This is a genomic window from Pseudomonas sp. Tun-23181, assembly GCF_057415455.1.
Map to the genome: position 1 here is coordinate 3,494,900 of NZ_CM171630.1, position 14,374 is coordinate 3,509,273.

14 protein-coding genes and 1 pseudogene are annotated in these 14,374 nt (G+C 64.8%); 9 read left to right on the forward strand and 6 right to left on the reverse strand.

What is annotated here, in order from left to right; translation table 11 throughout:
• Window positions 1-65: 65 nt before the first annotated feature.
• From coaBC to argB, 4 genes and pseudogenes are all read left to right on the forward strand, one after another.
• A complete protein-coding gene (gene coaBC, locus ACDI39_RS16600) occupies window positions 66-1,277 on the forward strand; it encodes a bifunctional phosphopantothenoylcysteine decarboxylase/phosphopantothenate--cysteine ligase CoaBC (RefSeq protein WP_225786756.1) in 1,212 nt (403 codons plus the stop codon).
• Between the two features lie 5 nt (window positions 1,278-1,282).
• Window positions 1,283-1,738, forward strand: a complete 456-nt coding sequence (gene dut / locus ACDI39_RS16605) for a dUTP diphosphatase (RefSeq protein ID WP_225786757.1) — start codon at window positions 1,283-1,285, stop codon at window positions 1,736-1,738.
• Window positions 1,739-1,872: 134 nt separating this feature from the next.
• Window positions 1,873-3,246, forward strand: a pseudogene (locus ACDI39_RS16610) (phosphomannomutase/phosphoglucomutase); the annotation flags it as partial.
• 30 nt (window positions 3,247-3,276) lie between these two features.
• A complete protein-coding gene (argB, locus tag ACDI39_RS16615) occupies window positions 3,277-4,182 on the forward strand; it encodes an acetylglutamate kinase (protein WP_225786758.1) in 906 nt (301 codons plus the stop codon).
• A gap of 85 nt (window positions 4,183-4,267) precedes the next feature.
• Here the strand turns inward: argB and pyrE are convergent, their stop codons facing one another.
• The gene (gene pyrE, locus ACDI39_RS16620; RefSeq protein ID WP_170033799.1) at window positions 4,268-4,909 is read right to left on the reverse strand and encodes an orotate phosphoribosyltransferase; all 642 of its coding nucleotides are present in this window, start codon (window positions 4,907-4,909) and stop codon (window positions 4,268-4,270) included.
• An 80-nt stretch (window positions 4,910-4,989) separates the two neighbouring features.
• On the opposite strand from pyrE, the gene ACDI39_RS16625 reads away from it, so the two are divergent.
• Window positions 4,990-5,769, forward strand: a complete 780-nt coding sequence (locus ACDI39_RS16625; protein ID WP_225786759.1) for an exodeoxyribonuclease III — start codon at window positions 4,990-4,992, stop codon at window positions 5,767-5,769.
• 290 nt (window positions 5,770-6,059) lie between these two features.
• Here the strand turns inward: ACDI39_RS16625 and ACDI39_RS16630 are convergent, their stop codons facing one another.
• Together ACDI39_RS16630 and rph are read right to left on the reverse strand one after the other, a co-directional pair.
• Complete coding sequence (locus tag ACDI39_RS16630) at window positions 6,060-6,428, reverse strand: DUF4870 domain-containing protein (protein WP_253080391.1); 369 nt, start codon at window positions 6,426-6,428, stop codon at window positions 6,060-6,062.
• A 25-nt stretch (window positions 6,429-6,453) separates the two neighbouring features.
• Complete coding sequence (gene rph, locus ACDI39_RS16635; RefSeq protein ID WP_225786761.1) at window positions 6,454-7,176, reverse strand: ribonuclease PH; 723 nt, start codon at window positions 7,174-7,176, stop codon at window positions 6,454-6,456.
• A 227-nt stretch (window positions 7,177-7,403) separates the two neighbouring features.
• On the opposite strand from rph, the gene ACDI39_RS16640 reads away from it, so the two are divergent.
• Both ACDI39_RS16640 and gmk read left to right on the forward strand, forming a co-directional pair.
• Entirely contained in the window at window positions 7,404-8,267 is an 864-nt protein-coding gene (locus ACDI39_RS16640; protein WP_225786762.1) for a YicC/YloC family endoribonuclease, read from the forward strand.
• Window positions 8,268-8,279: 12 nt separating this feature from the next.
• Window positions 8,280-8,900 (forward strand): guanylate kinase, encoded by a 621-nt coding sequence (gene gmk, locus ACDI39_RS16645; protein ID WP_225786763.1) that lies wholly within the window; start codon window positions 8,280-8,282, stop codon window positions 8,898-8,900.
• A 65-nt stretch (window positions 8,901-8,965) separates the two neighbouring features.
• On the opposite strand, the gene ACDI39_RS16650 is transcribed toward gmk, so the two are convergent.
• From ACDI39_RS16650 to ACDI39_RS16660, 3 genes are all read right to left on the reverse strand, one after another.
• Window positions 8,966-10,510 (reverse strand): APC family permease, encoded by a 1,545-nt coding sequence (locus ACDI39_RS16650; protein ID WP_225786764.1) that lies wholly within the window; start codon window positions 10,508-10,510, stop codon window positions 8,966-8,968.
• Between the two features lie 112 nt (window positions 10,511-10,622).
• Window positions 10,623-11,396: a gamma-glutamyl-gamma-aminobutyrate hydrolase family protein gene (locus ACDI39_RS16655; protein WP_486536949.1), complete on the reverse strand. Its 774-nt coding sequence runs from the start codon at window positions 11,394-11,396 to the stop codon at window positions 10,623-10,625.
• A 4-nt stretch (window positions 11,397-11,400) separates the two neighbouring features.
• Window positions 11,401-12,783, reverse strand: a complete 1,383-nt coding sequence (locus ACDI39_RS16660; protein WP_225786766.1) for a glutamine synthetase family protein — start codon at window positions 12,781-12,783, stop codon at window positions 11,401-11,403.
• 207 nt (window positions 12,784-12,990) lie between these two features.
• On the opposite strand from ACDI39_RS16660, the gene ACDI39_RS16665 reads away from it, so the two are divergent.
• On the forward strand, window positions 12,991-13,866 hold the full coding sequence (locus ACDI39_RS16665; protein WP_225786767.1) for a LysR family transcriptional regulator: 876 nt from the start codon (window positions 12,991-12,993) through the stop codon (window positions 13,864-13,866).
• Between the two features lie 229 nt (window positions 13,867-14,095).
• Entirely contained in the window at window positions 14,096-14,359 is a 264-nt protein-coding gene (gene rpoZ / locus ACDI39_RS16670; RefSeq protein ID WP_225786768.1) for a DNA-directed RNA polymerase subunit omega, read from the forward strand.
• The last annotated feature ends 15 nt before the right edge of the window (window positions 14,360-14,374 follow it).

Below are 14,374 nucleotides of genomic sequence, written 5' to 3' on the forward strand. Positions count from 1 at the left end.
AGATGCGACGTTCTGCCGCAGGCAGTTGTCGTCGCCGCCCGCTTTCACTGGAAAAAGGCAAGCCTATGCAGCGGCTGTATCGCAAGCGCATCGTTCTCGGCGTGGGTGGCGGCATCGCCGCCTACAAGAGCGCCGAGCTGATTCGCCGACTCCTGGAACACGGCGCGCAAGTGCGCGTCGTCATGACCCGCGGCGGCGCCGAGTTCATCACGCCGCTGACCCTGCAGGCGCTGTCCGGCCACCCGGTGCACATGGATCTGCTCGATCCCGCCGCCGAAGCGGCCATGGGGCACATCGAACTGGCCAAGTGGGCCGACCTGGTGCTGATCGCCCCGGCCACCGCCGACCTCATGGCGCGCCTGGCCCAAGGCATGGCCGACGACCTGCTGACCACCCTGGTGCTGGCCACCGACGCCACCGTCGCCGTGGCGCCGGCCATGAACCAGGCCATGTGGCGCGACCCAGCCACCCAAGCCAACCTCGACCTGCTCAAGAGCCGCGGCATCCAGGTGTTCGGCCCGGCCTCCGGCAGCCAGGCCTGCGGCGACGTGGGCCTTGGCCGCATGCTCGAAGCCACGGACCTCGCCTGGTGCGCCGCCGAAAGCTTCAAGCGCCAGGCACTGACCGGCAAGCACGTGCTGATCACCGCCGGGCCGACCCAGGAAAACATCGACCCGGTGCGCTACATCACCAATCATAGCTCCGGCAAGATGGGCTTCGCCCTGGCCGAGGCGGCCGCCGAAGCCGGGGCTCGGGTGACCCTCGTCACCGGTCCGGTGCACCTGCCGACGCCCGATCGTGTCAACCGCATCGACGTGGTGAGCGCGCGGGACATGCTCGCCGCGTGCGAGGCCGCCATGCCCTGCGACCTGTTCATCGCCTCGGCTGCGGTCGCAGACTACCGCCCCGAGGTCGTCGCCCCGCAAAAACTCAAGAAAGATCCCACGACCGGCGACGGCATGCTGCTGCAGATGGTGCGCAATCCAGATATCCTTGCGACCATCGCTGGCCGCCCCGATCGCCCGTTCAGCGTCGGCTTCGCCGCCGAGACCGAGCACCTGCTCGACTACGCCACGCGCAAGCTCAAGGACAAGAACCTCGACCTGATCGTCGCCAATGATGTGGCCAACCCCAGCATCGGCTTCAACAGCGAGGAAAACGCCCTGACCGTGATCGACCGCCAGCAACACCAGACCCTCTTCGCGCAGACCAGCAAGGGCAAGATCGCCCGCCAGTTGGTCGCCTTCATCGCCGAACGGCTCAACCAGGTCCAATAAGCTACATGCACGCTCTCCAAGCCAAGATCCTCGACCCTCGCCTGGGCAACGAATTCCCCCTGCCGCAATACGCCACCCCTGGCTCCGCCGGCCTTGACCTGCGCGCCCTGCTCAAGGAAGACACCGTCCTCGAGCCGGGCCAGACCCTGCTGATCCCCACCGGCCTGTCGGTGTACATCGGCGACCCGGGCCTGGCCGCCATGATCCTGCCCCGCTCGGGACTGGGCCACAAGCACGGCATCGTGCTGGGCAACCTGGTCGGCCTGATCGACTCGGACTACCAGGGCGAGCTGATGGTGTCGTGCTGGAACCGTGGCAACACCCCGTTCACCATCGCCGTCGGCGAGCGCATCGCACAGCTGGTGCTGGTGCCCGTGGTGCAAGCACATTTCGATATCGTCGAATCCTTCGACGAGAGCCAGCGCGGTGCCGGCGGCTTCGGCCATTCCGGCAGCCACTGAGCCGGCTCGACGACCGTTCAGGCCATGGATGGCGAACTCTCTGGCGAAAGCATCGTCCAAGCGTTCAATTCGCGCCTGCCCAAAAGCCTTTGATTATTGGAGTTCCAGAGATGAATGACATGGCCCAGCTGGTACCCGCACTGCCCGACAGCATCTTCCGCGCTTACGACATCCGCGGCGTGGTCGGCAAGACCCTGACCGGCGAGACCGCCTATTGGATCGGCCGCGCCATCGGCGCACAGAGCCTGGCCCAGGGCGAGCCCCAGGTTTCGGTCGGCCGTGACGGCCGCCTGTCCGGCCCGATGCTGGTGGAACAGCTGATCAAGGGGCTGGCCGATGCCGGCTGCCAGGTCAGCAATGTCGGCCTGGTACCGACCCCGGCGCTGTACTATGCCGCCAACGTGCTGGCCGGCAAGTCCGGCGTGATGCTCACCGGCAGCCACAACCCGCCCGACTACAACGGTTTCAAGATCGTCATCGCCGGCGACACCCTGGCCAACGAGCAGATCCAGGCCCTGCTGACCCGCCTGAAGACCAACGACCTCAGCCGTGGCGAAGGCCGCGTGGAAAAGGTCGAGATCCTCGAGCGCTACTTCCAGCAGATCACCCGCGACGTGAAGCTGGCCAGGAAGCTGAAAGTGGTGGTGGACTGCGGCAACGGCGCCGCCGGCGTCATCGCCCCGCAGTTGATCGAAGCCCTGGGCTGCGATGTGATCCCGCTGTTCTGCGAGGTCGACGGCAACTTCCCCAACCACCATCCGGACCCGGGCAAGCCCGAGAACCTCGAAGACCTGATCGCCAAGGTCAAGGAAACCGGTGCCGACATCGGCCTGGCCTTCGACGGTGACGGCGACCGCGTCGGCGTGGTGACCAATACCGGCAGCATCGTCTACCCGGACCGCCTGCTGATGCTCTTCGCCCAGGACGTGCTGTCGCGCAATCCGGGCGCCGAGATCATTTTCGACGTCAAGTGCACCCGCCGCCTGACCCCGCTGATCGAGCAGCACGGCGGCCGCGCGCTAATGTGGAAGACCGGCCATTCGTTGATCAAGAAGAAGATGAAGCAGACCGGCTCCTTGTTGGCCGGCGAGATGAGCGGGCACATCTTCATCAAGGAGCGCTGGTACGGCTTCGACGACGGTATCTACAGCGCCGCGCGTCTGCTGGAGATCCTCAGCAAGGCCGACCAGGATGCCGAAACCCTGTTCGCCGCGTTCCCGAACGATATTTCCACGCCGGAAATCAACATTGATGTGACCGACGAGAGTAAATTCAGCATCATTGATGCGCTGCAACGCGACGCCGACTGGGGCGAAGCCAACCTGACCACCATCGACGGTGTGCGGGTCGACTACGCCCACGGCTGGGGCCTGGTCCGCGCCTCCAATACCACACCGGTGCTGGTGCTGCGCTTCGAGGCCGACAGCGACGCCGAGCTGCAACGTATCCAGGCTGTTTTCCGCTCGCAGTTGCTGCGGGTCGATCCAGCCCTGCAACTGCCGTTCTGACCGACTATCTGTTCCTTACTGGAGCCCTGCATGACCCTCGATCGCGATGCCGCTTCCCAAGTCGCCAAGGTACTGTCCGAAGCGCTGCCCTACATCCGCCGCTTTGTCGGCAAGACCCTGGTGATCAAGTACGGCGGCAACGCGATGGAGAGCGAGGAGCTCAAGACCGGCTTCGCCCGCGACATCGTGCTGATGAAGGCCGTCGGCATCAACCCGGTGGTGGTGCACGGCGGCGGCCCGCAGATCGGCGACCTGCTCAAGCGCCTGTCGATCGAGAGCCACTTCATCGATGGCATGCGCGTCACCGACTCGGCGACCATGGACGTGGTGGAGATGGTCCTGGGCGGCCAGGTCAACAAGGACATCGTCAACCTGATCAACCGTCATGGCGGCAGCGCCATCGGCCTGACCGGCAAGGACGCCGAGCTGATCCGTGCACGCAAGCTCACCGTCACCCGTCAGACACCGGACATGACCCAGCCGGAGATCATCGACATCGGCCATGTGGGCGAGGTGGTCAGCGTCAACACCGAGTTGCTGAACATGCTGGTCAAGGGCGATTTCATCCCGGTGATCGCGCCGATCGGCGTGGGCGCCAACGGTGAGTCGTACAACATCAACGCCGACCTGGTCGCCGGCAAGGTGGCCGAGGCGCTGAAGGCCGAGAAGCTGATGCTGCTGACCAACATCGCCGGCCTGATGGACAAGCAGGGCCAGGTCCTCACGGGCCTGACCACCGAGCAGGTCAACGAGCTGATCGCCGACGGCACCATCTACGGCGGCATGCTGCCGAAGATCAAGTGCGCGCTGGAAGCGGTGCAAGGTGGCGTGAACAGCTCGCACATCATCGATGGCCGCGTGCCGAACGCGGTGCTGCTGGAGATCTTCACCGACAGCGGCGTGGGTACCCTGATCACCAACCGCAAGCGGCATTGATCGCCTGCACCGGCGATAGGCCGCTGCAGACAACAGCACAAAAAGGCGACCTCGGAGGTCGCCTTTTTCATTACCTGTGTCAGGATCAGATCCCGTACTGCGCCCGATAGGCCTCCACAGCCGGCAGATGCTGCTTGAGCTGCGGATCGTCCGCCAGGAATTCCAGCACCTGGGTCAGCGAGACGATGCTCACCACCGGGATGCCGAAATCGCGCTCTACTTCCTGGATAGCCGACAGCTCGCCGTTGCCACGCTCCTCGCGGTTCAGCGCGATCAGCACGCCCGCGGCCTTGGCCTGCTGGGCATTGATGATCTGCATGACCTCGCGGATGGCGGTACCGGCAGTGATCACGTCGTCGATGATCAGCACCTCACCGGCCAGCGGCGCGCCGACCAGGCTGCCGCCTTCGCCGTGGTCCTTGGCTTCCTTGCGGTTGAAGCACCAGGGCACGTCGAGCTGGTGTTGCTCGGCCAGGGCCACCGCGGTGGCCGCCGCCAGAGGAATGCCCTTGTAGGCCGGGCCGAACAGCACGTCGAAGGGGATCTTGCTGTCGACGATGGCCGCCGCGTAGCAACGCCCCAGCTGGGCCAGGGCCGAACCGCTGTTGAACAGGCCGGCATTGAAGAAGTACGGGCTGGTACGCCCCGATTTCAGGGTGAACTCACCGAAGCGCAGAACCCCGCGATCGATGGCAAAACGAATGAAGTCGCGCTGATACGGCTGCATGAAGAGTCCCGGACACCACGGATTTAGCTAAATGGGTTGAGCTCGGGTATCATACACGCACGAGATTTTTGGGGCCATTTATGCGGATCATCAGTGTGAACGTGAATGGCATTCAGGCTGCGGCCGAGCGTGGATTGCTCAGCTGGCTGCAAGCCCAGAATGCCGACGTCATCTGCCTTCAGGATACCCGCGCCTCGGCCTTTGAACTCGACGACCCAGCTTTCCAGCTCGATGGCTATTTCCTTTACGCCTGCGACGCGGAAGTGCCTGCCCAGGGTGGCGTGGCACTGTATTCGCGGATGCAGCCCAAGGCAGTCATCACCGGCCTGGGCTTCGAGACAGCCGACCGCTACGGGCGTTACCTGCAGGCCGATTTCGACAAGGTAAGCATCGCCAGCCTGCTGCTACCTTCGGGAATGAACGGCGACGAAGACTTGAACCAGAAGTTCAAGTTGATGGACGATTTCGCCAAGTACCTGGACAAGCAGCGACGCAAGCGTCGCGAATACATCTATTGCGGCTCGCTCTACGTGGCGCAGCAGAAGCTCGACATCAAGAACTGGCGCGACAGCCAGCAGTCGCCGGGCTTCCTGCCACCGGAGCGCGCGTGGATGGATGCGATCATCGGCGACATGGGCTATGTCGATGCCCTGCGCGAAGTCAGTCGCGAAGGCGACCAGTACAGCTGGTGGCCCGACAACGAGCAGGCCGAGATGCTCAACCTGGGCTACCGGTTCGACTACCAGATCCTGACCTCGGGCCTGCGCCGCTTCGTGCGCAATGCGCGCCTGCCGCGTCAGCCACGCTTCTCCCAGCATGCGCCGCTGATCGTGGACTATGACTGGACACTGACCATCTAAAGTGTGGCCTGGTCCTTCGCGGGCTTGCCCGCGAAGAGGACAGCACAAATGAAAAAGCCGACCTCGAGGTTAATGTCAGTCAGTTAAGCAGCGCTTTGTCATTTTTGGGGCTACCTTGCAGCCCATCGCCGGCAAGCCGGCTCCCACAGAGACCGCGGCGACCACATATGATGCGGTTTGCACGGACAATGTGGGAGCCGGCTTGCCGGCGATGGGGCGCGAAGCGGCCCCAAATGACAACTGAAAGTCTTAACTGACCGGCATTGACCTCTAGGTCGGCTTTTTCATTTCTATTTCAGCGGCCGCCAGATCAGCGGATAACGATACGGCTGCCCCTCGTTGGCCTTGACCCCGGCAAGAATGATCAGGATCAGCACCGCCACCACGAGGATGGCGAACAGCACGATCCCCACCAGAACGAACATCAGCAGGAAGCAGATGACCCCGGCGATGGTCACGCTGATCTGGAAGTTCAGCGCCTCCTTGCCCTGGGCATCGATGAACGGGTCCAGCTCACGCTTCCAGATCCACAGCACCAGCGGGCCCAGCAGGTGCCCGAGGGGCACCACCAGGCCGAGCAGCGCCGCAAGGTGACAGAACATCGCCCATTGCCGGATCTCGGCATTGGGCGGGGTGATCGGCAGGTTCGGATCGCTCATGTGCCTCCCCTCCTTGGCGTGGCGGTCAGTCGGCCAGCGAGGCCTGCTGCAGTTCGAAGATCTCGTTCATGCCCTTTTGCGCCAGGGCCAGCATGGCGTTGAAGTCTTCAGGCTGGAAGGGCGCGCCTTCAGCGGTGCCCTGCACCTCGATGAAGCCGCCCGCGCTGGTCATGACCACGTTCAGGTCGGTCTCGGCGGCGGAATCTTCCAGGTAGTCCAGGTCGAGCACCGCCTCGCCCTGGTACATGCCCACCGACACGGCGGCGATCATGTGTTTGAGCGGGTCGCCGCCCTTCAGGCCACCGCGCTTCTTGATCACGCGCAGGGCATCGACCAGGGCGACCATGGCGCCAGTGATCGAGGCGGTACGGGTGCCACCGTCGGCCTGGATCACGTCGCAGTCGACGTACAGGGTGACGTCGCCAAGCTTGCTCATGTCCAGCGCGGCGCGCAGGGAGCGGCCGATCAGGCGCTGGATCTCCAGGGTGCGGCCACCCTGCTTGCCGCGGCTGGCCTCGCGCTGGTTACGCTCGCCCGTGGAGCGCGGCAGCATGCCGTACTCGGCGGTCAGCCAACCCTGGCCCTGGCCTTTGAGGAAGCGGGGCACACCATTCTCGACGCTGACCGTGCAGACGACCTTGGTGTCGCCGAACTCGACCAGTACCGATCCCTCGGCGTGCTTGGTGTAGTTGCGGGTGATGCGGATCGAGCGGAGCTGATCGGCGGCGCGACCACTTGGACGTTTCATCTGGGATACCTGTACCGGGACATTTGAATCTGCCGAGCATTATAGAGCCCGCCGCCCCGGGAAGACATGCCTATTGTCGCGCCCCTGGCAGCCTGTCGACTTTTCCTGGTGACCGGCAAGCCCTTCTGTAGCATGGGCGGATTGGGCGGCCGCGCCGCACTGCGCTACAATCCTGCGCCTTGCAGCCGAAAGGCTTCCCCGTTCCCCATCTTTGCGAGGTACTCCCCATGGTGCATAGCATGACCGCTTTTGCTCGTGTCGAGCGCGCCGGCAGCCAAGGCACCCTGGTCTGGGAGCTGCGCTCGATCAACCACCGCTACCTGGAACCCCACCTGCGCCTGCCCGAGGCCCTGCGTGACCTGGAAGGCGCCGTGCGCGAAGGCCTGCGCCAGGGTCTGTCACGCGGCAAGGTGGAATGCACCCTGCGCTTGAACGAAGACAGCACCGGCAAGCCGTTGCAGGTCGATCGCGAGCGCGCCGCGCAACTGGTCGCCGCCGCCGAGAGCGTCGCCGCGCTGATCAAGCAGCCGGCGCCGCTCAATCCGCTGGAGGTCCTGGCCTGGCCGGGCGTGCTGGTCGCCGACGCCAGCGATCCCCAGGCCCTCAATGCCGAGGCCATGGCGCTGTTCGACGAAGCCCTCGAGCAGCTCAAGGCCGGCCGCCAGCGCGAAGGCCAGGAACTGGCCCGGCTGATCAACGAGCGCCTGGACGGCATGGCCAGCGAGGTCACCACCCTGCGCGCCCTGGTGCCGCAAATGCTGGCCGCCCAGCGGCAGAAGATCCTCGACCGCTTCAGCGACCTGCAGGCCGAGCTCGAGCCGCAGCGCCTGGAGCAGGAGATGGTCCTGCTGGCGCAGAAAAGCGATGTCGCCGAGGAACTGGATCGCCTGAACACCCATATCACCGAAGTGCGACGGGTGCTCAAGTCCGGCGGCGCCGCCGGCCGGCGCCTGGACTTCCTGATGCAGGAACTCAACCGCGAGGCCAACACCCTGGGCTCCAAGGCCTTCGACCCACGCAGCACCCAAGCGGCGGTCAACCTCAAGGTGCTGATCGAACAGATGCGTGAACAAGTACAGAACATCGAGTAAGGCCACCCCACCATGAATCACAGCAGCGGTACCCTCTACATCGTCTCGGCGCCGTCCGGCGCCGGCAAGACCAGCCTGGTCACGGCGCTGACCCAGGCCGACCCACAGATCCGCGTCTCGGTCTCCCACACCACCCGCGCCATGCGCCCGGGCGAGCAGCACGGGGTGAACTACCACTTCGTCGCCCACGAGGAGTTCAAGGTACTGATCGACAAGGGTGACTTCCTCGAGCACGCCGAGGTCTTCGGCAACTTCTACGGCACCTCGCGCAGCGCGTTGCAGCAGACCCTGGACCAGGGTTTCGACCTGATCCTCGAGATCGACTGGCAGGGCGCCCAGCAAGTGCGCGAGCTGATGCCGGAGGCCTTGTCGGTGTTCATCCTGCCGCCCAGCCAGGAGGCGCTGCGCCATCGCCTGGACAACCGTGGCCAGGACAGCGAGGCGATCATCGCCGGGCGCATGAAGGAAGCGGTCAGCGAGATGGTGCACTACGACGAGTACGACTACGTCATCATCAACGATGACTTCGACGTTGCGCTGGAGGACCTGAAGGCGGTGTTCCGCGCGAACCGCCTGCAGCTTCAGAAGCAGCAACAGCGCCACGGGGCGCTGCTCAAGCAACTGATCGGTTGACCTTCTGATCGGGGCCTCTGCGAGGCCCTTGTGTCGCGAAAAGGGGCGCAAAGCGCCCCCAAACGTTATTCCTGCAGTTGCAAGGTGGCCTGCTGGCGCAAGGTCGCGCCGAGGAAGTACGCCGGTGCACGCCAGCGTGACAGCACCATCAGGACGATACCCAGCGCCGAAATGATCGCGGCGATCACAAATACCAGCCCCAGGCCGCCCACGTGCGAGCCACTGCCGAAGTCCGGCGAGGCACTGTCGATCGCGGTGCGCACGAAGATCACCGAGAGAATGACACCCCCGAGCAGCGGGCACAGGCCACGCATGAAGAAGTGGCGCAGGCTGTCGAACAGGCTGTGGCGGAAGTACCAGACGCAGGCGAACGCCGTCAGCGAATAGTAGAAGCAGATCATCATGCCCAGGGCGGTGATGGTATCGGCCAGCACGTTCTCGCTGAGGGTGCGCATGGTCACGTAGAACAGGCCTGCCGCGACGCCGGCGCAGATGGTGGCGTAGCGTGGCGTTTGCGAGCGTGGGCAGACGCTGGCGAAGCGCTGCGGCACGGCGCCGTAGTAACCCATGGCGAGCAGGGTGCGCGCCGGCGATACGAAGGTCGATTGCAGCGAAGCCGCGGTGCTCGCCAACACGGCGATGGACATCAGGATCGCCAGCGGCCCCATGACCGGGCCGGCCAGGTGGGCGAAGACGTTCTCCTGGATACGCGGGTTGCCAAGGCCCAGGCCGACGTCGCTGATCCCGGCGAATTGCAGGGTAGCGATGGAAGTCAGCAGGTACAGGCCGAGGATCAGCAGCACGGTCCAGGTAGCGGCCTTGCCCGGTACCTCATCGCTGCCCACCGACTCCTCGCTGACCGTCAGGCACACGTCCCAACCCCAGAAGATGAAGATCGACAGGGACAGGCCCGCGGCAAAGGCGGAGAACGACTCGACGCCGAACGGGTTGAACCAGGCGAAATCGAACGCCAACGGTGGCGGCGCGGTGGTCTCGCCGAAAGCGGCGAAGGCAAAACCGATCAGCACCAGCAACTGCAGGGCGACCAACCCGTACTGCACGGTCATGGTGGTGCCCATGCCGCGACAACAGATCCACACCGCCAGGCCGATGAACACGCAACAGGTGGTGATGTTGACCAATAGGTTGTCGGCCAGCGCGGCCAGTGCAGAGTTGCCAGTGATCTGTCCGAGGAACAGGTAGAAGAAGTCGACGGCGACACCCGCCAGGTTGGACAGCACGATGGTGGTGGCGACCACCAGTCCCCAGCCGCCGATCCAGCCGATCATCGGGCCGAAGGCGCGGGCCGACCAGGTGAAGGACGTGCCGCTGTCCGGCTCGGCCGCATTCAGCTCGCGATAGCCGAGGGCGACCAGCAGCATGGGCAGGAAGCCGACGATGAACACCGCCGGAAGGTGGGCGCCGACTTCGCGCACGGTCGGGCCGAGCGCACCGGTCAGGGTATAGACCGGGGCGATGGTGGAAATGCCCAGCACTACGCTGGCCAGCAGGCCCAGGCGGCCCTTGGCCAGGCCTTTGCTGGCGCGCTGAGTGTTGCCCGCGTCGGTCGCCCCATCGGGTGGGCGGCCGGCTTCTGTGTATTCGCTCATGAGTATGTGCCGTTGCTCTTGGTATTGTTTTCACAGGCCTTGCGAACAAGGCCCGCTTTCACTCATTGAAAGCTGCAGCAGGAAGCGGGTCATCCAAGACCTTCGGTTAACGTCAGAATGCGTTCTGGCGCGAAACCTCCCGTGCAGCATGGGCAATGCAGGCCTCGCGAAACGCCTGGAACAGGCGCAGGGAGACCGGGTTTTCGGCGAAACGCCATTCCGGGTGCCATTGCACGCCGAGCACGAAGCCCGGCGCGTCGCTCATGGACACCGCTTCGATCAGGCCATCCGGGGCCCGTGCCTCGACACGCAGCCCAGGGGCCAGACGGTCGATGCCCTGGCTGTGCAGCGAGTTGACCTCGAACTGCGCCGCCAGGCCCAAGCGCTCGAACACCCCACCCGGCTCGATGCCGACGGGGTGACGAGGGCTGTATTGCACCTCCAAGGGGGCGTCCACAGGTTCGCGGTGGTCCAGGTAGCCGGGCAGCTCATGCACCCGTTGGTACAAGGTGCCACCGAGGGCCACGTTCAGTTCCTGGAAACCACGGCAGATGCAGAACACCGGCACGCCGGCAGCGATCGCCGCCTGCAGCAACGGCAGGGTCAGGCGGTCACGCGCGGGGTCGTGGCGGGTCCCTTCCACGCTGGGCGCGCCATTGTAATGATGCGGCTCGACATTAGAAGGCGAACCGGTAAAAAGAATGCCATCGAGGTGGGCCAGCAGTGCACCGGGGTCGCTGGCCACGTCACGGGCCGGAAGGATCAGCGGGATCCCGGCTAAACCGGCCGCCTCGACATACTTGTCGCCCACCGTGTGCGACGAGTTCTTCCCCACCTGCTGGCGGCAGGCGCTGACACCGATCAGAGGAACCGCATTTGCGCTCATGGGCTTACACCGTGTGCAGGTACCAGTTGTACTCGAGGTCGGAGATCGACACTTCGAACTCGGCCAGCTCGCTTTCCTTGCAGGCGACGAAGATATCGATGTAGTCCGGGCTGATGTATTGGTTGAGGATCTCGCTGTCGTCCAGCGCGCGCAGGGCGTCGCGCAGGTTGTTCGGCAGGCTCTGCTCCAGTTGCTCGTACGAGTTGCCTTCGATCGGCGCGCCCGGTTCGAGCGTGTGGGTCAGGCCGTGGTGGATGCCAGCCAGGATCGCCGCCAGCATCAGGTACGGGTTGGCGTCGGCGCCGGCCACGCGGTGCTCGATGCGCACGTTCTCGCTGCTGTCGGTCGGTACACGAACGGCCACGGTACGGTTGTCCAAGCCCCAGCTCGGCGCATTCGGCACATAGAACTGCGCACCGAAGCGGCGGTAGGAGTTGACGTTCGGGCAGAGGAAGGCCATCGAGGCCGGCATGGTCTCCAGCACGCCGGCGACGGCATGGCGCAGCGGTGCGCTCTCGAGCGGATCATCGCTGGCGAAGAGGTTCTTGCCGGTCTTCTTGTCGAGCAGCGAGATGTGCACGTGCAAGCCGTTGCCTGCCTGGCCCGGGTAGGGCTTGGCCATGAAGGTGGTATCCATCTCATGGTCGTAGGCGATGTTCTTGATCAGGCGCTTGAGCAGGATCGCGTAGTCGCACGCCTTGAGTGGGTCGGCGACGTGGTGCAGGTTGACCTCGAACTGCGCCGGGGCGCTTTCCTTGACGATGGCGTCGGCCGGGATGCCCTGCTCCTTGGCGGCTTCGAGCATGTCCTGGAGGCAGTCGGCGTATTCGTCGAGGTCGTCGATCAGGTAGACCTGGGTCGACTGCGGGCGCTTGCCGGAGATCGGCGAGCGCGGCGGCTGCGGACGGCCGTTGAGGTTGTCCTGGTCGATCAGGTAGAACTCCAGCTCGAACGCCGCGCAGATGTCCAGGCCCAGGTCATCGAACCGGCTCACCACCTGGCGCAGCACCTCGCGCGGGTCGGCGAAGAACGGTGCGCCGTCCAGTTCGTGCATGGTCATCAGCAACTGGGCGGTGGGGCGCTTCTGCCAGGGCTCGTCGGCCAGGGTGCCGGGGATCGGGTAGCAGATGCGGTCGGCATCGCCGATGTCCAGGCCGAGGCCTGTGCTCTCGACAGTGGAACCGTTGATGTCCAGGGCGAAGAGGGAGGCCGGCAGGTTGATGCCTTTCTCGTACACCTTGTGCAGGCTGGCCCGCTCGATGCGCTTGCCACGTACCACGCCGTTCATGTCGGAGATCAGCAGGTCGACGAACTGCGTATCCGGGTGAGCCTCTAGGAATTCATTCATCTCGCTGGAAGAACTGGCGCACGGGGTGACCGACGTCATGGCTGTACATCCTTTGGTTCGGGGCGGCGATGTGGAGGGATACGGCTGGCGCCTCGCGGGCGGCGATGGTTGCTGCTGTTGTTCTTTTCACTTTCCCATCGTGGGGATCGGGTGCCGACCGGGTGCATTGATTCCCGGGGGCCGTTCCACTATAAAATGGCCTCAACGCAACAGACATTGGCATTTCGGCAAGCAGAGCGTGCACCAATGCAATATCAGATCACCCATGCCGACCTCTCCCTGGTCCTGGCCCTGGAGCGCGGTCGGTCGCTGGCCAAGGCCGCCGAACTGCTCAAGGTCGACGTCTCGACCGTGTTCCGCTCGATCCGTCGCCTGGAGTCGGCGCTGGGCACCGCCCTGTTCGTCAAGAGCCGCAAGGGCTACCTGCCGACCGACACCGCCCAGGCCCTGGCCGAACAGGCCGAGCGCGCCGAGCAGGCGCTGGACGCCGCACGCATCGCCCTGACCAGCGGCGAGCAGGTGGTCAGCGGCACGGTACGCCTGACCTGCACCGAGGCCGTGCTGCACAGCCTGTTGCTACCGGCGCTGGCGACCTTCATGCCGAACTACCCGGCGCTGTCCCTGGAGCTGGGTACCTCGAACACCTTCGCCAACCTCAGCCGGCGCGATGCGGACATCGCCCTGCGCCTGACCAATACGCCGCCGGAGCACCTGGTGGGGCGTTGCCTGGGCTCGACCTCCTATGTGCTGTGCGGCCACCCGCACTTTCGCGAACGCCTGGCCGAATCGCCGGCCAGCGTGCCGTGGATCGGCCCGGACGACGCCATGCAGGACCACCCCACGGTGGTCTGGCGCAACCAGCAGTACCCGGGGTTGATCCCGCGCTACCAGTGCAGCGGCATGTCGACCATCGCCCAACTGGTCAGTACCGGCATGGGCGTGGCCGCCCTGGCCGATTACATGGTGCATGCCATGCCCGGCGTCGAGGCGCTGAGCGGCCCCCTGCCCGGCTGCGACACCCAACTGTGGCTGCTGACCCGTCCCGACTGCCGTGCCCTGCGCTCGGTGCAGACCCTGTTCGAAGAACTCACCCCACGCCTGCGCGACGCCATGCTGCGCTGATGCGTCAAGGACGGTTGTAACAGGCCGCAGGGAACCGTTATCGTCAGGCATCGGTCCAGGTTTTACCTTGCAGCCCCTCCCGGGCGTGCCCGCGAAGAGCCGGACACAAGGCCGCCGGCCCCGCACCCGACAAAACAGCGCTTCCCTATTGGCTGGTGATTTTTTAAACTATCGAGTCCGCCCGCCCATTCTGGGCTGCACGCTTACCGCATTCGCTACGAGGAAGACCATGGCCCGCGTAACCGTTGAAGATTGTCTAGAACACGTGGATAACCGCTTTGAGCTGGTCATGCTCTCGACCAAGCGCGCCCGTCAGCTGGCCACCGGCGGCAAGGAGCCGAAGGTCGCCTGGGAAAACGACAAGCCGACCGTAGTCGCCCTGCGCGAGATCGCCGAAGGCATCGTCACCCCTGAGTTCATCGCCGCCGAAGAGATCGTCACCGAGGATCCGGTCTTCGCCGCGTTCGAGGACGAGAACAACGAGGCTGTCTGATCCATGCCCGGTCGA